We start from the raw sequence: 24,521 nt of genomic DNA, 5'->3' as shown, positions 1-24,521 counted from the left end.
CCGCCGCTCACCGTGTCAGGCCGCCTGTTCGCGGGCCCGGCGCGGAAGTGCCGCGACGATGTTCTCGATCATCCGCATGCCGGCATCGCCGCCCAGGCTCATGATGCTCTCCGGATGAAACTGCACGGCCGCGACCGGTTCGGTCCGGTGCTCGAAGGCCATGACGATGCCGTCCTCCGTCTCGGCGGTCACGTTGAAGTCCTTGGGCAGACGGACGGGATCGGCGAAGATCGAGTGGTAGCGCCCGACGGTGACCTCTGCCGGCAGGCCGGCGAAGATGATGCCAGGATCGGAAATGCGGATGCGCGACGGCTTGCCGTGCACCGGCATGTGCAGCGTCCGCAGTGTGCCGCCATAGGCTTCGGCCAGGGCCTGGAGACCGAGGCAGACGCCGAAGATCGCCGCGCCGTGCTCGCGCGCCCGGGCAATGGTGCCCTTGCAATCGAAGTCGGACGGATTGCCCGGTCCCGGCGACAGCACCACCAGATCCGGTGCGATCCGCTCGAAGATCTCGGCCGGCACCGGCGTGCGGACCGTCGAGACCTCGGCGCCGGTCTGGCGGAAATAGTTCGCCAGCGTATGGACGAAGGAATCCTCGTGATCGACGAGGAGGATGCGCAGCCCCTCCCCCACCTTGGCGGAATCGCGCTTGGCGGCGGCCGGATCGGGCGCGCCCGCCTCGCGGATGGCGCCGATCAGAGCCGAGGCCTTCAGTTCGGTCTCGGCTTCTTCGTCCTCGGGGTTCGAATCGTAGAGCAGCGTCGCGCCGGCCCGCACTTCGGCGATGCCGTCCTTCAGACGGATCGTGCGCAGGGTCAGGCCGGTATTCATGTCGCCGTTGAAATGCACCATGCCGACGGCGCCGCCATACCAGGCGCGCGGGCTCTTCTCGTTGTTCTCGATGAAGCGCATGGCCCACAGCTTCGGCGCGCCGGTCACGGTCACGGCCCAGGCGTGGGAAAGGAAGGCGTCGAAGGCGTCCATGCCGTCGCGCAGCCGGCCCTCGATGTGATCGACCGTATGGATCAGGCGCGAATACATCTCGATCTGGCGCCGGCCGATCACCCGGACCGAGCCCGGATCGCAGACCCGGCTCTTGTCGTTGCGGTCGACGTCGGAACACATGGTCAGCTCCGACTCGTCCTTCTTGGAGTTCAGGAGCTTCAGGATCTGCTCGGAATCGGCGATGGCATCGTCGCCGCGCTTGATCGTGCCGGAGATCGGGCAGGTCTCGACCCGGCGACCGTTGACCCGCACGAACATCTCCGGCGAGGCGCCGATCAGGAACTCGTTCGACCCGAGATTGACGAAGAAGGAATAGGGCGACGGATTCACCGCCTTGAGCCGGCGCGAGATCTCCGACGGCCTGTGCTCGGCACGCTCGTAGAAGACCTGCCCGGGCACGACCTCGAAGAGATCGCCGCGCATGAACTTCTCCTTGGCGGAGCGCACGAGGTCGGCATATTCGCCCGGCTTGTGGTCGCCGCGGGGCGGGATCCGGTCCGAGGGCGCGAAGGGCGCATCCGGCCCGCCGCCTTCCAGACCTTCCGTCGAGGCGCCGTCCATGGCGAAGTCGTAGCGGGTCCGGAACGCCGAGGCCGAATAGTGGTCGACCTCGAGCAGCTCGTCGGGCAGGTACAGCACCAGGTCGCGGCGCTCGGCATCGCGCTCCAGCACTTCCGGCACCGGCTCGAACTGATAGGCGAGATCGTAGCCGAAGGCGCCGTAGAGGCCGAGCTCGCGCCCCTCTTCGGAGCGGAACAGCGACACGATGGTCCGCAGCACCGAGAAGACGCTCGGCATGCGCGAACGCTCTTCCTCCGTCACCGCCGCGGTCGGCTCGACGATGGTCAGGTCGATGATGTCGTCGCTACGCGTGCGGCTCGCGATGTCGTCATTGCCAGCCAGCGCCGCGTCTATGAAGCCGAGCAGCACACGGCCGCGCGGGTTCAGCGCCTCGATGCGCATGTCACGCCTGTCCGACGAGATGACCAGCGGCGGATCGACGAAGGCGACGTCCTGGCGCGTGTAGCGGCCGGGATATTCGTAGTTGGAGAACAGGACCGCCCCGCGGCGCGTGTCGAGCCAGTCGAAATAGGGCTCGATCGCGCCTTCATACGCCACGGCCTGCCGGCTGCGGGTGATGGCGATGCCTCCGGCGGTCACATACCGTTCCCGTCCGTCTTCGGTCTGTTCGGTCACCATGAATCTTCTCCGGGTCTTGCGACAAGCTCGTTGCGGGTCTCGTGCCCGGACCCCCGGCGACATAGCAAAAAGGCCGCCGGATGATCCGAGGCGGCCTTGAGGTACTGATCACATGCGTGATGGTCCGGCCGCTATCAGCGAGCCCACCACCAGTTCTTTGCAGAGATCATCGTGTCCATGGGAATCGGATAGACGACCCGGCCCCAAAGGGCAATGGGAAAGGCTGCTAGCCGGCGGCGCGATCGGTTCCGGCGATCTTCCGGACCCCTATGCGGCCTTGGCGATGAGCTGATCCGGACGGCTTGCGTCGGCAAGGAACCCCGCGAAGGGCTCGATCCCGAGGGGCCGCGAGATGTGGTAGCCCTGCACGAAGTCGATCGCCGGGCGGAAGGCGCGCAATTCCTCGAGGCGTTCGGCCGTCTCGATTCCCTCGACCACCATCATCCGGCCGGAGGAATGGATCATCTCCACGGCGTGATACAGCATCCGGGCCATCATGCTGTCAGCCGGCGCCATGGCAAAGGCACGGTCCAGCTTGACCCCGTCCACCGACAGCGCTGCCAGGTTCTGGATGTTCGAGTAGCCGCTGCCGAAATCGTCGATGTAGGTGCGGATGCCGGTGTCGCGCAGCCGCTCGATCTCGCGGGGCGCTGTCTCCATGTCGATAGCGTCGCTCTCGACGAGTTCGATGATCACCCGGAAGCGCTCAGGCTCGGCGAGGAACGGCCCGAAGATGTCGCAGAGCACGGCACTGTCGAGATCGCGGGGGAAGACGTTGAACGTGACCTTCAGCAACAGCCCCGCCGGCATCGCGGCAGAGAGTTCGCGGTGCGCCTTCTCGACCACCATCCGGGTGAACTGCCGGGTCAGGCCGTAGCGCTCGACCAGGGGAATGAAGCGGTCCGGATAGACGATGGTGTCGTCGATGTCGCGCCAGCGCGCCAAGACCTCGCAGCCGGCGATGCGGCCGGTCGCGAGCTCCATGATCGGCTGGTAGCCGCACACCACCGTCTCTGCGTCGAGATAGCGGCGAAAGCGTGCATCGAAGGCCCAGCGCCGGACGATCAGCGCGCGCGCCTGGATGGCAAGGACAGCCGACAGCAACGCGGCGAACAGGAGCGCCACGACGGCATAGGGCGCTCCGCGTGCGAGCAGGGAGGTCAGCGAGGCCTGGGTGGCCACGCAGATCATTCCGTCGGCGCCGCAATCGATGCTGCGAACGGTGCCGGACAGCAGCGCGGTGCCGTCGATGGCGGCTTGGCGGTTGGCGTCGAAGACACCCTCGACGCCGTCGAGGTGCCATCGACGACCGCTCGAAGCCGTTGCAACGGTCTCGAACTCCATCCACTGCGGGACCGCGTGCGGCACTTCGTCCTGACCCACGACAATGGCGAAGTCGCCTTCCTGAACGATGCTCCCGAAGAGACCTTCGAATCCCGAGAAGGACAGGTCGCGCTGCATCCAGACGACGGTCTCCGCGCCGACCCGGATGTCCGGCTCGCCGAACTGCAGGGGCGTGTCGAGCACCCCGATGCTCGCCGAGCAAAGCGCCGCGCCATCAACAACGTAGAGGAACTCGTGGAAGCCGTCCGGAAGGAAGGCCACGCGGCGGAGCTGTTCCCGGAATTCAGCGCTGCAGGGCGCGGCCGTGACCTGCTTTTCCAGCTCGGCAAAGGTCGAGTCGAGGTTACGGCGGATCTGGGCGTAGGGCGCCAGCGCCACGCGGCTCTCGGCCCGCATCGACTGACGCGCCTCGTACAGCGCGAACACACCGGCCGCTCCGGTCAGGACAAGAAAGATCAAGCTCCCCACGACGATCGCGATGATCGTCTGCTGGCGACGGGAGATGAACAGACTGACAAGCTTCGCCATGGCGTTACGGCCTATTTTTCGGTCATCTCAGTGAATGGGAAAACCCTCTATGAGTGCTTAAGAAGCAGGCAGATGCTGCCGGTATCGCGAAGGTTTCGCGCGATGGCGAGCGCGCGACTTCCGCAACGGCTGCGCGCAATTGACCGCACCGGCCGACATTCCCCAAGCCGAAAGTTTCGGCTAGAGCGAGGTCATGGAAGAATTCGACTATATCGTCGCCGGGGCCGGTTCGGCCGGATGCGTCCTCGCCAACCGGCTCTCCGCCAATCCGCGCAATCGCGTGTTGCTTCTGGAGGGGGGCGGCAAGGACAACTGGATCTGGTTCCACATCCCGGTCGGCTATCTCTTCGCCATCGGCAATCCGCGCTCGGACTGGATGTTCAAGACGTCGGCCCAGGCCGGGCTGAACGGGCGGGCTCTCTCCTATCCGCGCGGCAAGACCCTCGGCGGCTCGTCCGCGATTAACGCCATGATCTACATGCGCGGCCAGGCGGCGGACTACGACCATTGGCGCCAGCTCGGCCTCGAAGGCTGGGGTTGGGACGACGTCCTGCCGCTGTTCAGGGCGATCGAGGACCATGCCGACGGTCCGAGCGAGTTTCACGGCGCCGGCGGCGAATGGCGGGTCGAGCATCCACGCATCCGCTGGGAGATTCTCGACCGGGTCCGGGACGCGGCACATGCTGCGGGCGTGCCCAAGATCGACGACTTCAACACCGGCGACAACGAGGGCTCGGCCTATTTCCAGGTCAACCAGAAGGGCGGGCGACGTTGGAGTGCGGCGCGCGGCTTCCTGAAGCCGGTCCTGAAGCGGCCCAATCTGAAGATCGTGACAGGGGTGATGATCGACCGGGTCACCGTCAAGGACGGGCGCGCCGTCTCGCTGCAATACCGCCGCGACAGCCAGACCTTCGAGGCGAAGGCGACCGGCGAGATCGTGCTGTCGGCCGGCGCGGTCGGTACGCCGCTGATCCTCGAGCGGTCCGGCATCGGCGACACCGACCGTCTGCGACCGCACGGCATCGCCCCGGTCCGGCATCTGCCCGGCGTCGGCGAGAATCTGCAGGACCATCTGCAGATCCGGCCGATCTACAAGGTCGACGGCATCAAGACGCTGAACAGCGAATACAAGAACCTCTTCCGCCGGGCGATGATGGGCGCGGACTACGCGCTGCGCCGCCGCGGGCCGATGACCATGGCGCCGAGCCAGGTCGGGGCCTTCGTCAAGTCGCGTCCGGACCGGGCGACCGCCGATCTGGAATTCCACTTCCAGCCGCTCTCCCTCGACGACTGGGGCAAGGGCCTGCACCCGTTCTCGGCCTTCACCGCCAGCGTCTGCAATCTACGCCCGACAAGCCGCGGCAGCGTCCATCTGACCGGCTCTCTGGTCGAGGACACGCCGGACATCTCGCCCAACTACCTTTCCACGGACGAGGACCGGCAGGTCGCGGTGGACAGCCTGAAATGGGCCCGCCGGATCGTCGCCCAGTCGCCGCTCGCCCCCTACAAGCCGGAAGAATACAAGCCGGGCGCCCATGTCGTGTCGGACGATGACATGCTGGTGGCGGCAGGCGATCTCGGCACGACCATCTTCCATCCGGTCGGCACGGCGAAGATGGGCCCGGACGGCGATACCGGCGCCGTGGTCGACGAACGGCTGCGGGTGCGCGGCATCGAAGGGCTGCGGGTCGCGGACGCGTCGGTGATGCCGACCATTACCTCCGGCAACACCAACTCTCCGACAATCATGATCGCCGAAAAGGCCGCCCGGATGATCGTCGAGGATTCCCGCAGCTGATTGCCGCAACACCGTCCGCTGGACCACCCGTCATCTTCCTGTCACGGGTGGCGCTGTAGTCGCCCTGCCCGTGGGGCGCCGACCTTTCAGCGAACCCCGAACACGATCTGAGGAGACCGCCATGATCCGCAGCCTCGGCTTCGCCGCCGCCACTCTCGCCGCCATTCTCCTCTCCGGCACGGCCTTCGCCCAGTCCGGCAAGCTGGTGCTCTATACGAGCCAGCCGAACGAGGACGCCCAGGCGACCGTCGACGCCTTCAAGGCGAAGCACCCCGATGTGGACGTGGAATGGGTCCGCGACGGCACGACCAAGGTCATGGCCAAGCTGCAGGCCGAGTTTGCCGCCGGCAACCCGCAGCCGGACGTGCTGCTCATCGCCGACAGCGTGACCATGGAAGGCCTGAAGCGCGACGACCGGCTGATGCCCCATGCCGACGCCGACACGACCGGCTTCGCTGACGGCCTGTTCGACACCGACAAGACCTATTTCTCGACCAAGCTGATCACCACCGGCATCGTCAACAACACCCGCGCCGAGACCAAGCCGTCCTCGTGGAAGGATCTGGCGGACCCGGCGCTTCAGGGCCAGACGACCATGCCGAGCCCGCTGACCTCGGGCGCTGCGCTGGTGCATCTGGCCACGCTCACCCAGAACCCCGATCTCGGTTGGGACTATGTCGCGGCGCTCGCCGAGAACGGGGCCACGGCGTCCGGCGGCAATGGCGGCGTCCTGAAGGCGGTGGCCGGCGGCGAGAAGCCGTACGGCGTGATCGTCGACTTCCTGCCGATCCGGGAAGCTGCGAACGGTTCGCCGGTCAATTTCGTCTTCCCCGAGGAAGGCGTTTCCGCCGTCACCGAGCCGGTCGCGATCCTGAAGACCGCGCAGAACCCGGAGGCCGCAAAGGCCTTCGTCGATTTCGTCCTCAGCGAGGACGGTCAGAAGCTGGCGGCAAGCCAGGGGTATCTGCCGGCTCGCGACGGCATCGAAGCGCCGGCGGGCTTCCCGGCCCGCGACGCGATCAAGCTGATGCCCTTCGATGCGGCCAAGGCGCTCGCCGACGAGGAGGCGAACAAGAAACGCTTCGCCGAACTCTTCGGCGGCTGACCTCTGCCCGCCATCACTTCCATTGCCAGACGCTGGAACGGCGAGAGCATCACTCTCGCCGTTCTCGTCGTTTTCGTCGGCCTCGTCAGCGTCCTGCCGGTCACGCGGCTGGTCGTCGAGGCCTTCGCGCCCGGCGGCACGCCCGACCTTGCCAATATCCGCACCGTGCTCACCTCCGGTTCCACCTGGACGGCGGCCTGGCACTCGCTGGTCACGGCCACGCTTGGCACCGCGATTTCGCTCGTTCTCGGCACGCTCTTCGCGCTGATCGTCGCCCTCACCGATATCCGCGCCAAGGCGGCGCTGGTGTTCTGCTTCCTGCTGCCGCTGATGATCCCGCCGCAGGTGACGGCGCTCTCCTGGGCACAATTGTTCGGGCCGGCGAGCCCGCTCCTCATCACACTCGGTCTGGCGCCGCCGCTCGGCTCGCCAAACCCGATCTACAGCCCCGGCGGCATCGTCCTCCTGCTCGGCATCCAGCATGCGCCGCTGGTGTTTCTCGCCGTGCGCGCCGGCCTGCGCGGCCTGCCGCGCGAGATGATCGAGGCAGCACGCGCCTGCGGCGCCGGCCGGCTGCGGGTGATGGCGACCATCGTCCTGCCGATGATGACCCCGCCGCTGGTCGCCGGCGGCGCCCTCGCCTTCGTCTCGGCGGTCGGCAATTTCGGCATTCCGGCGCTGCTCGGCATTCCGGCCGGCTACACCGTTCTGCCGACCCTGATCTATCAGCGGCTGGCGAGCTTCGGCCCGTCGATCATCTCGGAGGTCGCGGTGCTGTCGATCGTCGTCGGCGCCCTCGCCTTCGTGGGCTTCGCGGTGCAGGCGCTGGTCATCGGCAAGCGCGACTATCGCACCGTCGGCGCGCCCGCGCAGGCCCTGCGCTATGCCCTCGGCCGCTGGCGCGGACCGACCGAGGCGCTCGCCTGGGCGATCATCGTCGCCATTCTGGTGGTGCCGCTGATCGCGCTCCTCGCGACCTCGCTGGTCACCGCCTATGGCGTGCCGCTGACCGGCCAGACGGTGACTTTGTCCAACTACGCCGAGGTGCTGTTCCGGCAGGATTCCACCGTGCGCGCCTTCCGCAACTCGTTCCTCCTGGCGGCCGGCACCTCGCTGTTCCTCGTCGCGGTCTGCGTGCCCTTCGCGGCCTTCGTCGTGTGGCGCAAGAGCCGGCTTCTGGATGCCCTGGCGATGATGGCGGAACTGCCCTACGCCCTGCCCGGCATCGTGCTCGGCATCGCCGCGATCCTGATCTTCATCATGCCGCTGCCGGTGCTCGGCATCAGCCTCTACAACACGATCTGGATCATCTTCTTCGCCTATCTGGCGCGCTTCCTGACCCTGTCGCTGCGCCCCGTCGTGGGGGCGGTGCAGCAGGTGGACCGGGCATTGGAGGAAGCTGCGCGCATGACCGGCGCACGCTATCTGTTCCGGCTGCGCACGGTGGTCTTCCCGCTGCTCGCGCCGGCCGCGGCGGCGGGCGCGATCCTCACCTTCATGACCAGCTTCAACGAACTGACCGTCTCGGCGCTGTTGTGGTCGGCGGGCAACGAGACGCTCGGCGTCGTGGTCTTCAATCTCGACGATTCCGGCGCAACGGTGCTGGCCTCGGCAGTGGCGGTGGTCACGGTGGTGGCCATTGTCGCGATCATGGGCGTGACGGCGCTGTTTGCGCGGCGCCTGCCGCGCGGCGTCCTGCCCTGGACCGACTGACCGGCCGACCGCCGGATCAGGCCGCGCGTGCCGGCTTCACCGCAGAGGCGTGACCCGACGGCAGCAGCCAGCCATCCTTCGCCCTGACCCGGATCGTGCTGCCGACGGCCGCCAGATGCGGGGCCCAGACCGGCAGCACGGTCTCGGGCGCCGCCTCAGGCGACACATCGAGGATCACATGCGAGCCCTTGAAGGTCGCCTTGCGGACGGTTGCGGCAAAGCCGGCCCCCTCGGTCGGTTCCAGATGCTCCGGCCGCAGGCACAAAAGCGCGGTGGTGCCGGCCGCTGGCATCGTCTCCGGCTGGCACCGCACCGCCACCTCGCTGCCGAAAAGCTGGACGGCGATGCGGTCCGGCCCGAGGCCGCGCAGGATGCGGCCATCGACGATCTGGCCGTTGCCGACGAACCGGGCCACCTGCTGCGAGCCCGGCTCGGCATACAGCGTCACCGGGTCGGCGACCTGCAGAATCCGGCCCGCCTCCATCACCGCCACCCGGTCGGCCATGGCCATCGCCTCGGCCTGGTCATGGGTGACATAGACCATGGTGGCGCCGGTGCGCTGGTGGAATTCGCGGAAGGTGTCTTCCATCGAGGCGCGCAGATTAACGTCGAGATTGGCCAGCGGCTCGTCGAGCAGCACCACTGCCGGATCCATGGCGAGGCACCGCGCCAGCGCCACACGCTGGCGCTGGCCGCCGGACAGATCGGCGGGACGCCGCGCCTCGAAACCGGTCAAATCGACCGCCGCCAACGCCTCGGCGACCTTGCCGGCCCGCGCCGTTCCCTTCAGGCCGCGCACCCGCAGCGGATAGCCGACATTCTCGGCCACGCTCATATGCGGCCAGAGCGCATAGGACTGGAAGACGATGCCGACATTGCGGTCCTCCGGCGGCACGTGCCGGCCGTCACCGGCCACCAGCGCCCCGTCGAAGCGGATCGCACCGCCGGACAACGTGTCGAAGCCGGCGATCAGGCGAAGCAGGGTCGTCTTGCCGCAGCCCGACGCGCCGAGCAGCGCGACGAACTCGCCCACCCGGATCTCGAGGGAGACGTCGTCGACGGCCGCGGTCTCGCCGAAGCGTTTGGTGACGGCGGCGAGCGAGATGGCGGACATGCAAGGCTCATGGCTGGACTGCGGACGGCCGGAGAATAGTGCGGGCGGGCGCAAAGGGCGAGCCGCCGGCGCACCGGCTCGCGCGGCGCTACCGTCCTATCCGAAGAACGGCAACGCTGTCGTGACGGACGATCGCGAGACCGGGACTGTCCCTGTCGGCGATCAGAACAGCCCCTCGACCTCGCCGTCGGCGTTCAGACGGATGGTCTCAGCAGCCGGTTTCGACGGCAGGCCGGGCATGGTCATGATCTCCCCGCAGATGGCGACGACGAAGCCGGCCCCGGCGGACAGGCGCACTTCGCGGATGTGGACGGTGTGGCCGTCCGGGGCGCCGCGCAGAGTCGGATCGGTGGAGAAGGAATATTGCGTCTTGGCCATGCAGACCGGCAGGTCGCCATAGCCCGCCTCCTCCCAGGCGGTGAGCTGGTCGCGCACGCTCTTGTCGGCGGTCGCCTCGGCGCCGCGATAGATGCGCTTGACCACGGTCTCGATCTTGTCGAACAGGCTCATCTTGTCGGGATAGAGCGGCGCGAATTGCGATGCACCGCTGTCGGCCAGCGCCACGACCCGGTGCGCCAGTTCCTCGATACCGGCCGAGCCGTCGGCCCAGTGGCGACAGACGATGGCCTCCTCGCCAAGTTCCGCGACATAGGCCTTGATGGCTTCGATCTCGGCATCCGTGTCGGTGACGAAATGATTGATAGCCACGGTCGCCGGCACGCCGAACTGACGGATGTTCTCGATATGCCGGCCCAGATTGGCGCAACCGCGCGTGACCGCTTCGACATCCTCGATCCCGAGCGCGTCCTTGGCGACGCCGCCATTCATCTTCAGCGCCCGGACGGTGGCGACGATGACGGTCGCGGCCGGCTTCAGCCCGGCCTTGCGGCACTTGATGTCGAAGAACTTCTCGGCACCGAGATCGGCGCCGAAGCCGGCTTCGGTCACCACATAGTCGGCGAGTTTCAGCGCCGTCGTCGTGGCGACCACCGAATTGCAGCCATGGGCGATGTTGGCGAAGGGGCCGCCATGGACGAAGGCCGGGTTGTTCTCCAGCGTCTGGACGAGGTTGGGCTGCATGGCGTCCTTCAGGAGGACCGCCATGGCGCCGTCCGCCTTCAGGTCGCGCGCATAGACCGCGCTCTTGTCGCGGCGGTAGCCGACGATGATCGCGCCCAGGCGTTTTTCCAGATCCGCAAGGTCCTTGGCCAGGCACAGGATCGCCATGACCTCGGAGGCGACGGTGATGTCGAAGCCGGTCTCGCGCGGATATCCGTTGGCGACACCGCCGAGGGAAGCCACGATGCCGCGCAGCGCCCGGTCGTTCATGTCCATGACCCGGCGCCAGGTCACGCGGCGGGTGTCGATCTCCAGGGCATTGCCCCAGTAGATGTGGTTGTCGATCATTGCCGACAGGAGATTGTGGGCAGTGGTGATGGCGTGGAAATCGCCGGTGAAGTGGAGGTTCATGTCCTCCATCGGCACGATCTGCGCATAGCCGCCGCCGGCCGCACCGCCCTTCATGCCGAAATTGGGACCGAGCGAGGCTTCGCGGATGCAGATCGCAGCACGCTTGCCGATCCGGTTGAGGCCGTCGCCGAGGCCGACCGTGGTGGTGGTCTTGCCCTCGCCGGCCGGCGTCGGATTGATCGCGGTGACGAGGATCAGCTTGCCGTCCGGCCGATCCTGCAGGGACTTGATGAACGGGGCGGAGATCTTCGCCTTGTCGTGGCCATAGGGGACGATGTCCTCTTCCGCGATGCCCAGCTTGGCTGCGATCTCGCGGATCGGCTTCTTCGCCGCGGCACGCGCAATGGCGATGTCGGTTTTGATCTCGGCCAAACCCGGTTCTCCCTGTCTCGTCTGCCTCGCAGGCGACCATAGGCAGCCTGACACGCCAATGCCAATGCCTGTCCGCGTCAGGATTTCCTATCCCGCGATAAGCCGCACTTGGGTGCGGCGGCCGGACAGGAAGCCGGCTGACCGTGGCGGATGCCGGAAGGCTGAAACGGAAAGAGCCCGGGCGCAGGCGCACCGGGCTCTTCATTCCATGATCACGATGGGCGGCGTTGGGAGGAGGAACACCGCACTCGGATCGGTATCGCGGCTGTGGTGTCGAACGAGCCCGTCAACAGGGAGGATGAAGGCGGGCTCCCCGTCCGTCCAATACCGCAATATCCAGACTGTAACCCAAGTCGCCGCAAGACGCTGTCACTATTTTGCTACGGACCGTGCCAATTTCGCACAGTTGATGCTGCGAGGAGACATGCCCGCCATTGCGGAAAATGCCCGAACGGCGTGCAGGCGGCGGCCCCGCATCCAAGCGCGAAAGCCCGGAATTCCCGGCTGTTCGAGGCCGTGCGAGACCTGACCACGGTCGACAATAAGTCCTGCGAACTGTTGCGTTCACGGGCTACCGCAGCAATAACAATCGCCATCACATTCATGCAGCAGCGGGGCGTGCCCAGCGTCCCCGGCCTGCCGACCAGGAGACGATTCCCATGAAGCTTTCCCGAATGTTCGCAGCCGCCATGCTCGGTACCGCTTTCATCGGCACCCCGGCGCTCGCCCAGGAAGCGGAGTCCTGTTCGACGGTCCGCTTCTCCGATGTCGGCTGGACGGACATCACGGCGACCACCGCCGTCACCACGGAAATCCTCAAGGGCCTCGGCTACGACACCGACACCAAGGTCCTGTCGGTGCCGGTCACCTTCGCCTCCATGAAGAACGAGGACATCGACGTCTTCCTCGGCAACTGGATGCCCTCCATGCAGGCCGACATCGCGCCCTATCTTGAGGACGGATCGGTCGAGGACGTAAAGACCAACCTGACCGGCGCGAAATACACGCTGGCGGTGCCGCAGTACCTGTTCGACGAGGGGCTCAAGAGCTTCGCCGACATCGCCAAGTTCTCCGACAAGCTGGACGGCAAGATCTACGGCATCGAGCCGGGCAATGACGGCAACCGCCTGATCCTCGACATGATCGAGAAGGACGCCTTCGATCTCGGCGATTTCGACATCGTGGAATCCTCCGAGCAGGGCATGCTCAGCCAGGTCGCCCGCGCCACCCGCTCCGAAGACGCGATCGTCTTCCTCGGCTGGGCGCCGCATCCGATGAACAAGAACTTCGACCTGCAGTATCTCGCCGGCGGCGACGATTTCTTCGGCCCCGACTTCGGCGGCGCCACGGTCCACACCACTGTGCGCAAGGGCTATCTCGAAGAGTGCCCGAATGTCGGCGCGCTGCTGTCCGATCTCACCTTCTCGCTGGAGATGGAGAACGCCGTGATGGGTGCGATCCTCGACGATGGCGAGAAGCCGGAAGCGGCGGCCCAGGAATGGCTGAAGGCCAATCCCGACCAGATCGCCACCTGGCTCGAGGGCGTGAAGACCAAGGACGGCGAAGATGGCCTGCCGGCGGTCAAGGCCTATCTCGGTCAGTCGTAAGCCGCAGAACGCCTGACGAAGGCCGGCCGGCGCCGGCCTTCCCTGGAATTGGCAGGCCGGGCCGCTCGGGATCCGGACTGCCTCCCGCATTAGGCACCCGATCTGAACCCGGGCGCCCGGCCGAAACGGCCAGTCTCGCGCCGACATCCTGCCGTCACGGCGCTTCATCCGCCGTGACGCGACCCTGAAGGACCCTATTGCCCGTGCAGTGGCTCGTAGATCACCCGCTTCCCATCGGCGATTACGCCGAAGCCTTCGTCGATTGGCTGACGGCCAATTTCACGTTCCTCTTCGACGCGATCCGCGACGGGCTGGGCGCCTTCATCGATGCCATCCTGTTCATCCTGCAATGGCCGCATCCGCTCATGGTCGTCGCGGTCTTCGCCGCCATTGCCTATGCCGCACGGCGCTCGATCCCGATCGTCATCTTCACGGTGGCCGGACTGCTCCTCATCATCAATCTCGGCTTCTGGGAGGAGACGACGGAGACACTGGCGCTGGTGCTGGCCTCGACCGCCGTCTGCATGCTCATCGGCGTGCCGGTGGGCGTGGCGGCGGCCCGGCGCGAATGGCTCTACGCCATCCTGCGGCCGATCCTCGACCTGATGCAGACGATCCCGACCTTCGTCTATCTGATCCCGGCACTGATCCTGTTCGGCCTCGGCCTCGTGCCGGGCCTCGTAGCGACGGTGATCTTCGCCCTGCCCTCGCCGATCCGGCTGACGCGCCTCGGCATCGCCTCGACGCCGCGCCAGCTTCTCGAAGCGGGTGACGCCTTCGGCGCTACGCCGATGCAGCGCCTGATGACCATAGAGATCCCCTATGCCCTGCCGCAGATCATGGCCGGGTTGACCCAGACCATCATGCTGTCCCTGTCGATGGTGGTGATCGCCGCCCTCGTCGGCGCGCCGGGCCTCGGCGTGCCGGTGCTGCGCGCCCTGAACACGATCAATATCGGCCAGGGCTTCGAGGCCGGGCTGGCGATCGTGCTCCTGGCGATCATCCTCGACCGCTTCTTCCGCATCGACGAGGAAGGCCGTTCATGAGCCCGATCGTATCCTTCCAGAACGTCTCGATCGTCTTCGGTCGCAATCCCGAGCAGGCACTGCCGCTGGTCGATGCCGGCAAGAGCCGGGCCGAGATCCGCGACGAGACCGGCGTGACCCTCGGCGTCGCCGATGCCTCCCTCGACATTCAGGAGGGCGAGATCGCGGTGCTGATGGGCCTGTCGGGCTCCGGCAAGTCGACGCTCCTGCGTGCAGTCAACGGCCTTGCCCCGATCACCCGCGGCAAGGTGCTGATCGATACGGGCAAGGGCATCGTCGATCCGAAGGATTGCGGTGCCAAGCGGCTGCGGGACCTGCGCCGTCACGAAGTGGCGATGGTGTTCCAGCAATTCGCCCTGCTGCCCTGGCGCACCGTGGCCGACAATGTCGGCCTCGGGCTGGAGTTTTCCGGCGTGCCGCGCAGCCAGCGGCGCGAGCGCGTCGTCGAGCAGCTCGAGCTCGTCGGCCTCGGCGACTGGGTGGACAGCCGCGTCGGCGAACTGTCGGGCGGCATGCAGCAACGCGTGGGCCTCGCCCGCGCCTTCGCCACCAACGCCCCGATCCTCCTGATGGACGAGCCGTTCTCGGCCCTCGATCCGCTGATCCGTTCGCGGCTTCAGGACGAGCTTCTGGAAATCCAGCAGCGACTGAAGAAGACCATCATCTTCGTCAGCCACGATCTCGACGAGGCGTTCAAGATCGGCAATCGGATCGCGATCATGGAAGGCGGCCGCATCGTCCAGGTCGGCACCGCGCAGGACATCGTGCTGCGCCCGGCAGACGACTATGTCGCCGACTTCGTCGCCCACATGAACCCGCTGAACGTCCTGACGGCGGCCGACGTGATGAAGCCCTACGACCGCACGGGCGAGGCCAGCCCCGCCAATGTCGCGCAGATGGCCGAACCCGGCACGCCGCTGCAGAAGGTCATGTCCGCCGTGAGCCAAGGCAAGGGCACCGTGGTCGTCGCGCGCAAGGGCGAAATCCTCGGCCAGATCGGCCCGCAGGAGATCGTCGACGCGCTGGAGCGGCATCAGGCCGGCTGATTGCCGGCCTCCGCAGCGTCACGGAAACGGATCGGCAGGTTCCTGCCCGCCCGCCCGGTCAGGGCGGCGGAAGCCGGCCTTCGTCCACCGCGAAACAGGCGACCTTGGTCTCGCCGTGCTGGGTCAGCACCGGCAGCTCGGAGCGACAGCGTTCGTTGGCATAGGGGCAGCGCGGATTGAACGAACAGCCCGGCGGCGGATCGAAGGGCGACGGCAATTCGCCCGACAGGCGGATACGCTCGCCGCGGTCGCTCGGCCGCGTCGCCGGCGTCGCCGACAGCAGCGCCCGCGTATAGGGATGCAGCGGATTGGCGTAGAGCGCGTCGACCGGCGCGATCTCGACCGGACGGCCGAGATACATCACCATCACCCGGTCCGCGACGTGCCGGACCACCGACAGATCGTGGCTGATGAAGATGTAGGTGAGGCCGAGCCGCTCCTGCAGATCCGCCAGGAGGTTCAGGATCTGCGCCTGGATCGACACGTCGAGGGCCGAGACCGGCTCGTCGAGGACGAGGATCTTCGGCTCCAGGATGATCGCCCGCGCGATCGCGATGCGCTGACGCTGGCCGCCGGAGAACATGTGCGGATAGCGGGCGTAATGCTCCGGCCGAAGCCCCACCTCGGCGAGGGCCGCCTCGGCCTTCCTGCGCCGCTCGGCCGCCGAGAGATTGGTGTTGATCTTCAGCGGCTCCTCGATGATCGTCCCGACCTTCTGGCGCGGATTGAGCGCGCCATAGGGGTTCTGGAAGACGATCTGCACGGTGGAGCGGAGCTTCTTGACGTCGCCCTTGTCCTTGCCGGACACGCGGACGCCGTCGATGTCGAGCACGCCCTCGGACGGGGTCTCGATCATCGTCAGCATGCGCGCGAGGGTGGACTTGCCGCAGCCGGACTCGCCGACGATGGCGAGGGTCTCACCCTCCTCGACGACGAAATTCGCCTCTTTCACCGCCCGCAGGTCGAGCGGCTTCTGGAACATGCCGCGCCGGACTTCGTAGGACTGGCTGAGATCGGTCGCGGTGACGATTGCGGTCATCGTGCGTCTCCCCGCAGATCCGTTGCGATATCGGCGGGGCGGCCCGCCCCCTCCTGGAAGCCACCATCCGGGCCGAAGCCGGCCGGCACGTCGCCCGGCGCGCGTGGATCGGCGCCCAGCGGATAATGGCAGAGCGCCTCGCCCAGCGCCGGCGGCTGGCGCGGCGGCACGACCGTGCGGCAGACATCGTCGGCCTTGGGGCAGCGCGGATTGAACAGGCAGCCATCCGGCCGGTCGCCCTGCCCCGGCACGACGCCCGGAATGGTCGGCAGGCGCGTGCCGGTCGCCCGCTCGGGGATCGCCGAGAGAAGGGCCGCCGTATAGGGGTGATGCGGTTCGTCGAAGAGGGTCGCCACCGGCTGACGCTCGACCTGCTGGCCGGCATATTGCACCACCACCCGCTCAGCGGTCTCGGCGATGACGCCCATGTCATGGGTGATCAGGATCATCGCCATGCCGTGCTGTTTCTGCAGGTCGAGCAGCAGATCGAGGATCTGCGCCTGGATGGTGACGTCGAGCGCGGTGGTCGGCTCGTCGGCGATCAGCAGCTTGGGATTGCAGGCGGTGGCCATGGCGATCATCACGCGCTGGCTCATGCCGCCCGAGAGCTGGTGCGGGAAGGCCGTCAGCCGCCGCTCGGGTTCGGGAATGCCGACGAGTTGCAGCAGTTCGACGGCCCGCGCCTGCCGCGCCTTGCGGTCGAGATCGGTATGCGCCTTCAGCGCTTCCTTGATCTGGTAGCCGACATTGAAGCACGGATTGAGGCTGGCCACCGGCTCCTGGAAGATCATCGCGATGTCGCGGCCAATGATCTTGCGGCGCTCGCGGGCTGACATCGCCTGCATGTCGCGCCCCTCGAAGGAGATCTCGTCGGCAGTCACGGTCGCCGACGGCGGCAGCAGGCCCATCAGGCCGAGCATGGCCACGGATTTGCCGGAACCGGATTCGCCGACGATGCCGAGCACCTCGCCGGAATCGATGACGAGATCGATGCCGTCGACCGCCTTGAACGGACCGGAGGCGGTGTCGAAGGTCACCGACAGATTGCGGATGGAAAGCAGGGGCATGGCTGTCAGCTTCGCTTCATCTTCGGGTCCAGCGCATCGCGCAGGCCGTCGCCGACGAGGTTGATCGCGAGCACCGTGATCAGGATGGCGAGGCCCGGGAAGGTCACCACCCACCAGGCGCGCAGGATGAACTCGCGCGCTTCGGCCAGCATGGTGCCCCATTCGGGCGTCGGCGGCTGCGCGCCCATGCCGAGGAAGCCGAGCGCGGCGGCGTCGAGGATGGCGTTGGAGAAGGACAGTGTCGCCTGGACGATCAGCGGTCCGAGACAATTGGGCAGGATCGTCACCAGCATGAGCCGCAGCGGCCCGGCGCCGACGACGCGGGCGGCGGTGACGTATTCGCGCTGCTTCTCGGCGAGGACCGAGGCGCGCGTCAGGCGGACGAAATGCGGCTGCAGGACGAGCGAGATGGCGATCATCGCATTGGTCAGGCCCGGCCCGAGCACAGCCACGAGAACGAGCGCCAGCAGCAGCGAGGGAAAGGCGAGGATGATGTCCATCACCCGCATGATCACCGTGTCGACCCAGCCGCCGACATAGCCGGCGATCAGGCCGACGGCGATGCCGACACTCACCGCGATGACCACGACTACGACGCCGATGAACAGCGAATAGCGCGAGCCGTAGATCAGCCGCGAGAGGATATCGCGCCCGATGGCGTCGGTGCCGAGGAAATAAGCCCACTGGCCGCCTTCCTGCCAGGCCGGCGGCAGCAGCTGCGCGTTAGAGTTCGTCAGAACGGCCGAATGCGGTGCCAGCAGCGGCGCCGCCAGGGCGATGAAGACGATCGTCAGGAACACGACGAGGCCGACCACCGCGCCCTTGTTCTCGGAGAAATAGAACCAGAACTCGGCCAGCATCTGCCGGCGCACGCTCTTGGCCGGCTTGCGGTCCGGAATGTCGGTGCCAACGCCTTCGGCGGCTTCCTGGGCTTCGATATGGCTCATCGCTCGCCTCCTACTTCGCCCGAACGCGGGGATTGATGACGCCGTACAGGAGATCGACGATCAGATTGACGAGCATGATCATCATGGCGATCAGCAACAGGCCGCCCTGGACGACCGGGTAGTCGCGCCGGAAGACGCTGTCGACCATCCACTTGCCGATGCCCGGCCACGAAAAGATCGTCTCGGTGAGGATCGCGCCGGCCATCAGCACGCCGACCTGCAGGCCGATGGTGGTGACGACCGGGATCAGGGCATTGCGCAGCGCATGGACACCGACCACGCGCTTGCGGGCGAGGCCCTTGGCGCGGGCGGTGCGGACATAGTCCTCGCCGAGAACCTCCAGCATGGCCGAGCGGGTCTGCCGGGCGATCACCGCGAGCGGGATCGTCGCAAGGACGATCGACGGCAGGACGAGATGCGACAGCGCAGAGGTGAAGGCACCCTTCTGACCCGACAGCAGCGAATCGATCAGCATGAAGCCGGTTTCGGCGGGGAAATAGTAGAGCAGCGAGATGCGGCCGGAGACCGGCGTCCATTGCAGGGTGCCCGAGAACAGGATGATCAGCAGCAGGCCCCACCAGAAGATCGGCATGGAATAGCCGACGAGCGCGGCGCCCATGACGCTCTGGTCGAACCAGGAGCCCCGCTTCACTGCCGCGATCACGCCGGCCGGAATGCCGAGGCAGATGGCGATCACGATGGCGCAGAAGGACAGTTCGAGGGTTGCCGGGAACAGGGTGAAGAACTCGCCGGCCACGCCGCGCTTGGTGACGATCGAGGTGCCGAAGTCGCCCTGGAACAGCCCGAACAGATAGTCGAAATACTGGACGAAGAGCGGCCGGTCGTAGCCGAGCTGCTGCATGATCGCCGCGTGGCGCTCCGGGTCCATGACCCGCTCGCCGGCCATCAGCGCCACGGGATCGCCCGGCAGAAGCCGGATGAAGGCGAAGGCGACGATCGAGACACCGATGAAGGTCGGGATCAGGACCAGTAGTCGGGAGAGAAGAAAGCGCTGCATATTGGCTTGTCGCATGTTTTGGGTGAGGCCGGTAGCGGTCTCGCGGCAGCGTCCTACACCATCGCGGCACCAAAGCGAACCCGCAAAAGGCAGGAGTTCCGCGTCTTTTCAACCGCTTAGCGTTCCGCCACGGCATCGGCGACGGATGCCCGGCGCCCAACGCAAACGGGGCGGCTCGATGCCGCCCCGTTCCATGCTCGCAATGTCGCGCCGAAGTTACTCGGCGATATCGACGCCGTCGAAGCGGTGATAGCCGAGCGGGTCCTGAACGAAATTCTGGACCGACTTCTGCATCGGCATGAACACCGTCGAATGGTCGATGGTCATCCAGGGCGCCTCTTCCTTGAAGACCTTCTGCGCCTGCTTGTAGAGCTCGACGCGTTCGGCCTGATCCGAGGTTTCCTTGGCCTTGCTGACCAGCGAATCGAACTCCTCGTTGCACCACTGGGCGCGGTTGTTGCCGCCGACGGCGTCGCAGCCGAGCAGCGTGTCGAGGAAGTTGTCCGGATCGCCATTGTCGCCGGTCCAGCCCAGCATTACGGCACCGTCGCGGTCCGCGGCCTTCGACTTGTCCAGATACTCGCCCCATTCGTAGGAGACGATTTCCGACGTGACGCCGACCTTCTGCAGATCGGCCTGCATCAGCTCGGCCGCGCGGCGCGCGTTGAGCATGTAGGGACGGCTCACCGGCATTGCCCAAAGCTTCATCGAAAGGTCGGTGACACCGGCCTCCTCGAGCATCTTCTTGGCGGCTTCCGGATCGTAGGTGTCGTCCTCGATGGTGTCGTCATAGGACCACATCGTCGGCGGGATCGGGTTCTTGGCGACCGTGGCGGCGCCCTGGAACACGGCGTCGACGATCGCCTGCTTGTTGACCGCCTTGTTCAGCGCCTTGCGGACCTCGACCTTGTCGAAGGGCGCCTGGGTGGTGTTGTAGGCGAGATAGGCGACGTTCAGGCCTTCCTGCTCGAGAACCGTCAGGTTCTCGTTTGCCTGCATCGACTCCACGTCGGCGGCGTTCGGATACGGCATGATGTGGCATTCGCCGGCCAGCAGCTTCTGGGCGCGGACCGAAGCGTCGGTGGTGATGGCGAAGACCAGGTCGTCGATCGGCTGCTTGCCGGCCCAGTAGTCCGGATGCGCGCCATAGCGGATCACGGCGTCGGGCTGGTAGGCGACGAACTGGAACGGACCAGTGCCCAGCGGCTGCTGGTTCAGCATGGCCATGTTGCCGTCAGCTTCCAGCTTGTCGGCATATTCCTTCGACATGATCGAGGCGAAGTCCATCGCCAGATCGGCCAGGAACGGCGCTTCGGGCCGGGTCAGCGTGAACTTGACGGTCAGGTCATCGACCTTCTCGATCGACTCGATCAGGTCCGGGAAGCCCATGCCGTTGGCATATTCCCAGCTCGCGCCGGTCACATACTGGTTCCATGGATTGTCGGACTTCAGCTGACGCTCGAAGGAGTAGATCACGTCGTCGGCGTTGAGCGGCCGGGTCGGCGTGAAGAAGTCGGTGGTCTGGAACTGCGCGTCGGCGCGCAGCTTGAAGGTATATTCCTTGCCGTCCTCGGAGACTTCCCAGGATTCGGCGAGGCCCGGCTCGATCTCGGTGGAGCCGTGCTTGAACTCGACGAGGCGGTTGTAGACCGTGCGCGACGCCGCGTCGAAGGTGGTGCCGGCGGTGTAGAGCGCCGGATCGAAGCCCTCGGGCGACCCTTCCGAGCAATAGACGAGCGTCTTGGCCGATGCGGCCGAGCCGAGCGCCATGGTCAGCGCGGTCGCGGCCAGCAGCCGGGTTGCAAACTTCATGGATGACGTCTCCCGAATAGCGATGCGGACGGAGAGTCCGCTGAGGCCGGCATCCCACAAGTTTTGCAAAAATCATGCAAGCGCAATTTTTGACCAGTTACTCAAAAACGATCTCGGGAGCCGGCGCCGCATGGGCGCCCAGTTCCAGGCGGGCCAGCGTGCGCGCGGCGATGTCCTTGTAGATGGCGGCATGCGGACCGTCCGGATCCCCGGCGACGACCGGATGGCCGCTGCCCGAGCTCTCGCGGATCGCCATCTCGATCGGCACTTCGCCGAGAAACGGCACGCCCAGCCGCTCGGCCTCGTCGCGGGCGCCGCCATGGCCGAAGATGTCGTAGCGGTGGCCGGTATCGGGTGCGATGAAATAGCTCATGTTCTCGACGATGCCGAGCACGGGAACATCGACCTTCTGGAACATGGCGAGACCCTTGCGGGCGTCGATCAGGGCCAGGTCCTGCGGCGTCGAGACGATGACCGCCCCGGCCAGCGGCACATTCTGCGCCATGGTGAGCTGCGCGTCGCCGGTGCCCGGCGGCATGTCGACGACCAGAATGTCCAGCTCGCCCCATTCCACTTCGCGCAGCATCTGGGTCAGCGCCGACATCACCATCGGCCCGCGCCAGATCATTGGCACCTCCTCGTCGACGAGGAAGCCCATGGACATCGCCTTCAGCCCGTAGGCCTCGAGCGGGATCATGGTGCGGCCGCCGGAGGTGCGCGGCTTGCCTTTCAGATTGAGCAGACGCGGGATGGACGGGCCGTAGATGTCGGCGTCGAGAATGCCGACCTTCATGCCGACCGCGGCAAAGCCAAGCGCCAGGTTGACTGCGGTCGTCGACTTGCCGACGCCGCCCTTGCCCGACGCGACGGCAACGATCCGGGCAATGCCGGGGATGCCGGGCTTCTGCGACGGCTGACGCTGCGGGGCCGGCGACGATGGTGCCTCGCCCTGCCGGATCGCCTGCCCCGGACGGGCTGACGGCGCCGGCCGCTCGGGCGCCGAGCCGGCGGGGCGTTCGGCGGTCAGCGCGACCAGTGCGCTGGTAATCCCTTCGACGCCCGCAACGGCGCTTTCGATGCTGCGGCAGAACGGCTCGAAGCGCTCCGCTTCGGTCGTGGGAACCGACAGCGAGAAGAACGCCTTGCCGTCGGCGATGAAGATGTCGGAGACCATGTCGCGCGAAACGACGTCGCCCTTGCCGTCCGACGCGTCCATCGCTTTCAGGATGGTCAGGATGCGCGATTTCTGCGCTTCGCTCATTCTCAGCTCCTTCGGTCTGGCCGCGCCCGCCGATCCGCTTCTGCCTCGCCAGGAATTCAGCGGCCCATGCGGACGATGCCGGCGCGTTTGCCCCGGCTCGGCCCCGTGCTCGTGTGCTTGATGCTTCTGCGCTGATATCGTGCCTCGACGGCGATATCCAACCGGGGTGGCCGGACTTAATGCAACGCCGCCGGTCCTGATGCGCATCGCCGCGCGCCGGGCTAGTCTGCCGGGATGACCGATCGCACCGCACCATCCGAGACCCCCGCCGCCCCTGCAGAACGGGACGCCGCGCCCGCGCCGCGCGTCGGCGGCTCCGCGCAATCCGTCCTGCAGCCCGTGGATGATTCGGCCCGGCAACTGGCGCGGTCACTGCTTCGCGGTGCGCGGGACGGGATGCTGGCGGTGCTGCGACCCGGCGACGGACATCCCGCGGCGAGCCTGGTTCTCGTCGCAACGGACTTCGAGGGACGTCCGCTCCTGCTCGTCTCCGCGCTGGCCCTGCATACCGCGGCGCTGGACGCCGACCGGCGCTGTTCGCTGCTGGTGTCGCGTCCCGGCAAGGGCGATCCCCTCGCCCATCCCCGCCTTACGGTCTTTGCAACCGCCAGCGTGGTGGCGGCGGAAGATCCCGAGCGGCAGGCGCTGCGGGACCGCTTCCTGGCGCGGCACCCGAAGGCGGCGCTCTACGCGGACTTCGCAGATTTCCGGGTGATCCGGCTCGAGCCGGAGACCGCTTCGCTCAATGGCGGCTTTGCCCGCGCCTTTGCCCTCGAACGGGGCGACCTCGTCGACCCGCCTGCGCCGGAACTTGCGGCGACGGCAATGCGCGCCCGCGACCACATGAACGACGATCACCGCGACGCCATCGACGCGCTGGCCGCGTCGGCGGGGCTTTCGGAAGTCGGATGGCGGATCCCGACCATGGATCGCTTCGGGTTCGAAATCATCCGCGGAGATCGCCTGGCGCGGATCGAGTTCGGCCTCGATGCAGCCGCGCACGGCTATCGCGACGCGTTCGTTTCGCTCGTCCGCGGCCCATCGGACTGAACCCGATCGGCGCAGATCGGAAACGCGCTAGAGCCTGTAGCCATCCGGGCAGGATGAGCGGAACCGCAGATTGCTGTCACCACGTACATAGATGCACTGGCCGGCGGCATTGGCGGCCTGACCGATGACCCGATCTCCCGGTTCCACGGCGACCTCGGGAAGGCGCCCGACGCGGTAGGGTGCATCCTCCGCGCCCTCCAGTCCGAACACCGCGCCGAAGACCGGCGGCAATCCCGTGCCCGAACATCCCGAGACGAGCAGCAGGCCGGCCATTGCGGCTCCGCACGCAATGAGAGCCGGCGCGCGCTGCCTTCCCGATGCCTGACGGCAATCCTTCGTCATGTGAGCCAGATTCCCCTGATCCGCGAATAGCTGTCTATGCACCCAAACGAAAAACGGCCGCAGAGCGCAAGCTCGACGACCGTCATTCTCGTCAGCGGGTCGCGAGACCCGCTGTAATCAATAGCCGTCCGGGCAGCGGTAGATGTTACCGTCCGAGTAGCGGCAGTAACCTTCGCGCTCCTGGGAGCGGCCAATCACGTTGCCCGCGATGGCACCACCGGCCGCGCCGATCGCGCCGCCAATCAGCGCGCCTTCGGCATTACCGCTCACGCCCGCTCCGATCGCCGCGCCGCCGAGGCCGCCGAGCGCCGCACCGCCTGCAGTGTAGCGATCTTCGGTCGTGCAGCCTGCTGCCGCCAGGGTCAGTGCGGCGACAGCCGCGATCGAAAGCTTCTTGAACATATTTCCACCTCTCACAAACACAGTCGTCCCACCACAGAACGCTACGCTATCATTTTGGTTCCATCACCCGTGCACGATCGTATCCCCCGGCCGATCCGGCCGAACGATCCTTAGAGTCCGTCCGGAAAGGTCATGATGCGCGGCCAAGGCGGCGAATGAGGATCATGACCGAGGCGGCATAGAGGAAGGCGGTGGCAGAGGCGATCGTGGCCTCCGGGTCTTTCCAGAGCCGGCG

The 24,521-nt window shown here is 66.7% G+C and carries 19 protein-coding genes and 1 pseudogene; 7 read left to right on the top strand and 13 right to left on the bottom strand.

Going from position 1 to position 24,521, the window contains the following annotated elements; all coding sequences use genetic code 11:
• Positions 1–15: 15 nt before the first annotated feature.
• Together H9Q09_RS07030 and H9Q09_RS07025 are read right to left on the bottom strand one after the other, a co-directional pair.
• Positions 16–2,205 (bottom strand): anthranilate synthase, encoded by a 2,190-nt coding sequence (locus H9Q09_RS07030; protein WP_187390483.1) that lies wholly within the window; start codon positions 2,203–2,205, stop codon positions 16–18.
• Between the two features lie 267 nt (positions 2,206–2,472).
• Positions 2,473–4,077 (bottom strand): EAL domain-containing protein, encoded by a 1,605-nt coding sequence (locus H9Q09_RS07025; protein ID WP_187390482.1) that lies wholly within the window; start codon positions 4,075–4,077, stop codon positions 2,473–2,475.
• 193 nt (positions 4,078–4,270) lie between these two features.
• Here H9Q09_RS07025 and H9Q09_RS07020 point away from each other — a divergent pair, with 193 nt between their 5' ends.
• The 3 genes from H9Q09_RS07020 (at position 4,271) to H9Q09_RS07010 (ending at position 8,693) form a co-directional block, all read left to right on the top strand.
• Positions 4,271–5,875, top strand: coding sequence for a GMC family oxidoreductase N-terminal domain-containing protein (locus tag H9Q09_RS07020; protein ID WP_187390481.1), 1,605 nt, complete (start codon positions 4,271–4,273; stop codon positions 5,873–5,875).
• 121 nt (positions 5,876–5,996) lie between these two features.
• Positions 5,997–6,980 (top strand): ABC transporter substrate-binding protein, encoded by a 984-nt coding sequence (locus H9Q09_RS07015; RefSeq protein WP_187390480.1) that lies wholly within the window; start codon positions 5,997–5,999, stop codon positions 6,978–6,980.
• Between the two features lie 48 nt (positions 6,981–7,028).
• A complete protein-coding gene (locus H9Q09_RS07010) occupies positions 7,029–8,693 on the top strand; it encodes an iron ABC transporter permease (protein ID WP_187390663.1) in 1,665 nt (554 codons plus the stop codon).
• A 16-nt stretch (positions 8,694–8,709) separates the two neighbouring features.
• Here H9Q09_RS07010 and H9Q09_RS07005 read toward each other — a convergent pair whose 3' ends face one another.
• Together H9Q09_RS07005 and H9Q09_RS07000 are read right to left on the bottom strand one after the other, a co-directional pair.
• Complete coding sequence (locus tag H9Q09_RS07005) at positions 8,710–9,807, bottom strand: ABC transporter ATP-binding protein (protein ID WP_187390479.1); 1,098 nt, start codon at positions 9,805–9,807, stop codon at positions 8,710–8,712.
• 162 nt (positions 9,808–9,969) lie between these two features.
• A complete protein-coding gene (locus H9Q09_RS07000; protein WP_187390478.1) occupies positions 9,970–11,649 on the bottom strand; it encodes a formate--tetrahydrofolate ligase in 1,680 nt (559 codons plus the stop codon).
• 659 nt (positions 11,650–12,308) lie between these two features.
• On the opposite strand from H9Q09_RS07000, the gene H9Q09_RS06995 reads away from it, so the two are divergent.
• The 3 genes from H9Q09_RS06995 to choV all read left to right on the top strand — a co-directional run bounded on the left by H9Q09_RS06995 (position 12,309) and on the right by choV (position 15,348).
• A complete protein-coding gene (locus tag H9Q09_RS06995) occupies positions 12,309–13,256 on the top strand; it encodes a choline ABC transporter substrate-binding protein (RefSeq protein ID WP_246716045.1) in 948 nt (315 codons plus the stop codon).
• A gap of 203 nt (positions 13,257–13,459) precedes the next feature.
• The gene (gene choW, locus H9Q09_RS06990) at positions 13,460–14,302 is read left to right on the top strand and encodes a choline ABC transporter permease subunit (RefSeq protein WP_187390477.1); all 843 of its coding nucleotides are present in this window, start codon (positions 13,460–13,462) and stop codon (positions 14,300–14,302) included.
• The gene (choV, locus tag H9Q09_RS06985) at positions 14,299–15,348 is read left to right on the top strand and encodes a choline ABC transporter ATP-binding protein (RefSeq protein ID WP_187390476.1); all 1,050 of its coding nucleotides are present in this window, start codon (positions 14,299–14,301) and stop codon (positions 15,346–15,348) included. Before choW ends, choV begins: the two co-directional genes overlap by 4 nt.
• A gap of 58 nt (positions 15,349–15,406) precedes the next feature.
• On the opposite strand, the gene H9Q09_RS06980 is transcribed toward choV, so the two are convergent.
• The 6 genes from H9Q09_RS06980 to H9Q09_RS06955 all read right to left on the bottom strand — a co-directional run bounded on the left by H9Q09_RS06980 (position 15,407) and on the right by H9Q09_RS06955 (position 22,492).
• Complete coding sequence (locus tag H9Q09_RS06980) at positions 15,407–16,387, bottom strand: dipeptide ABC transporter ATP-binding protein (protein WP_187390475.1); 981 nt, start codon at positions 16,385–16,387, stop codon at positions 15,407–15,409.
• A complete protein-coding gene (locus tag H9Q09_RS06975) occupies positions 16,384–17,454 on the bottom strand; it encodes an ABC transporter ATP-binding protein (RefSeq protein WP_187390474.1) in 1,071 nt (356 codons plus the stop codon). The genes H9Q09_RS06980 and H9Q09_RS06975 overlap by 4 nt, the downstream gene beginning before the upstream one ends.
• Before the next feature lie 5 nt (positions 17,455–17,459).
• Positions 17,460–18,401 carry an ABC transporter permease subunit gene (locus H9Q09_RS06970; protein ID WP_024350376.1) on the bottom strand — a complete coding sequence of 314 codons (942 nt, stop codon included), beginning with the start codon at positions 18,399–18,401 and terminating at the stop codon, positions 17,460–17,462.
• 10 nt (positions 18,402–18,411) lie between these two features.
• Positions 18,412–19,419: an ABC transporter permease subunit gene (locus tag H9Q09_RS06965; RefSeq protein WP_009210295.1), complete on the bottom strand. Its 1,008-nt coding sequence runs from the start codon at positions 19,417–19,419 to the stop codon at positions 18,412–18,414.
• Between the two features lie 216 nt (positions 19,420–19,635).
• Positions 19,636–21,231, bottom strand: a complete 1,596-nt coding sequence (locus H9Q09_RS06960) for an ABC transporter substrate-binding protein (RefSeq protein ID WP_187390473.1) — start codon at positions 21,229–21,231, stop codon at positions 19,636–19,638.
• 97 nt (positions 21,232–21,328) lie between these two features.
• Positions 21,329–22,492, bottom strand: coding sequence for an Mrp/NBP35 family ATP-binding protein (locus H9Q09_RS06955; RefSeq protein ID WP_187390472.1), 1,164 nt, complete (start codon positions 22,490–22,492; stop codon positions 21,329–21,331).
• A 234-nt stretch (positions 22,493–22,726) separates the two neighbouring features.
• Between H9Q09_RS06955 and H9Q09_RS06950 the strand changes: the two genes are divergently transcribed.
• Entirely contained in the window at positions 22,727–23,542 is an 816-nt protein-coding gene (locus H9Q09_RS06950) for a pyridoxamine 5'-phosphate oxidase family protein (RefSeq protein WP_281414911.1), read from the top strand.
• 27 nt (positions 23,543–23,569) lie between these two features.
• On the opposite strand, the gene H9Q09_RS06945 is transcribed toward H9Q09_RS06950, so the two are convergent.
• The 3 genes and pseudogenes from H9Q09_RS06945 to H9Q09_RS06935 all read right to left on the bottom strand — a co-directional run.
• The gene (locus tag H9Q09_RS06945) at positions 23,570–23,815 is read right to left on the bottom strand and encodes a hypothetical protein (RefSeq protein ID WP_187390471.1); all 246 of its coding nucleotides are present in this window, start codon (positions 23,813–23,815) and stop codon (positions 23,570–23,572) included.
• Between the two features lie 186 nt (positions 23,816–24,001).
• Positions 24,002–24,286: a hypothetical protein gene (locus H9Q09_RS06940; RefSeq protein ID WP_024350371.1), complete on the bottom strand. Its 285-nt coding sequence runs from the start codon at positions 24,284–24,286 to the stop codon at positions 24,002–24,004.
• Between the two features lie 130 nt (positions 24,287–24,416).
• Positions 24,417–24,521, bottom strand: a pseudogene (locus H9Q09_RS06935) (IS5/IS1182 family transposase); the annotation flags it as partial.

The sequence above is a fragment of the Aurantimonas sp. DM33-3 genome, assembly GCF_014334315.1.
In the GTDB taxonomy this organism is placed as follows: domain Bacteria; phylum Pseudomonadota; class Alphaproteobacteria; order Rhizobiales; family Rhizobiaceae; genus Aurantimonas; species Aurantimonas coralicida.
This window is presented reverse-complemented; position numbering and strand designations above follow the sequence as displayed.

Excerpts from the sequence above, each read along its gene's own strand:
- H9Q09_RS07030 (WP_187390483.1), bottom strand. The coding sequence starts at position 2,205 with ATGGTGACCGAACAGACCGAAGACGGACGGGAACGGTATGTGACCGCC.
- H9Q09_RS07025 (WP_187390482.1), bottom strand. The coding sequence starts at position 4,077 with ATGGCGAAGCTTGTCAGTCTGTTCATCTCCCGTCGCCAGCAGACGATC.
- H9Q09_RS07020 (WP_187390481.1), top strand. The coding sequence starts at position 4,271 with ATGGAAGAATTCGACTATATCGTCGCCGGGGCCGGTTCGGCCGGATGC.
- H9Q09_RS07015 (WP_187390480.1), top strand. The coding sequence starts at position 5,997 with ATGATCCGCAGCCTCGGCTTCGCCGCCGCCACTCTCGCCGCCATTCTC.
- H9Q09_RS07005 (WP_187390479.1), bottom strand. The coding sequence starts at position 9,807 with ATGTCCGCCATCTCGCTCGCCGCCGTCACCAAACGCTTCGGCGAGACC.
- H9Q09_RS06995 (WP_246716045.1), top strand. The coding sequence starts at position 12,309 with ATGAAGCTTTCCCGAATGTTCGCAGCCGCCATGCTCGGTACCGCTTTC.
- choV (WP_187390476.1), top strand. The coding sequence starts at position 14,299 with ATGAGCCCGATCGTATCCTTCCAGAACGTCTCGATCGTCTTCGGTCGC.
- H9Q09_RS06980 (WP_187390475.1), bottom strand. The coding sequence starts at position 16,387 with ATGACCGCAATCGTCACCGCGACCGATCTCAGCCAGTCCTACGAAGTC.
- H9Q09_RS06975 (WP_187390474.1), bottom strand. The coding sequence starts at position 17,454 with ATGCCCCTGCTTTCCATCCGCAATCTGTCGGTGACCTTCGACACCGCC.
- H9Q09_RS06970 (WP_024350376.1), bottom strand. The coding sequence starts at position 18,401 with ATGAGCCATATCGAAGCCCAGGAAGCCGCCGAAGGCGTTGGCACCGAC.
- H9Q09_RS06965 (WP_009210295.1), bottom strand. The coding sequence starts at position 19,419 with ATGCAGCGCTTTCTTCTCTCCCGACTACTGGTCCTGATCCCGACCTTC.
- H9Q09_RS06960 (WP_187390473.1), bottom strand. The coding sequence starts at position 21,231 with ATGAAGTTTGCAACCCGGCTGCTGGCCGCGACCGCGCTGACCATGGCG.
- H9Q09_RS06955 (WP_187390472.1), bottom strand. The coding sequence starts at position 22,492 with ATGAGCGAAGCGCAGAAATCGCGCATCCTGACCATCCTGAAAGCGATG.
- H9Q09_RS06950 (WP_281414911.1), top strand. The coding sequence starts at position 22,727 with ATGACCGATCGCACCGCACCATCCGAGACCCCCGCCGCCCCTGCAGAA.
- H9Q09_RS06945 (WP_187390471.1), bottom strand. The coding sequence starts at position 23,815 with ATGGCCGGCCTGCTGCTCGTCTCGGGATGTTCGGGCACGGGATTGCCG.
- H9Q09_RS06940 (WP_024350371.1), bottom strand. The coding sequence starts at position 24,286 with ATGTTCAAGAAGCTTTCGATCGCGGCTGTCGCCGCACTGACCCTGGCG.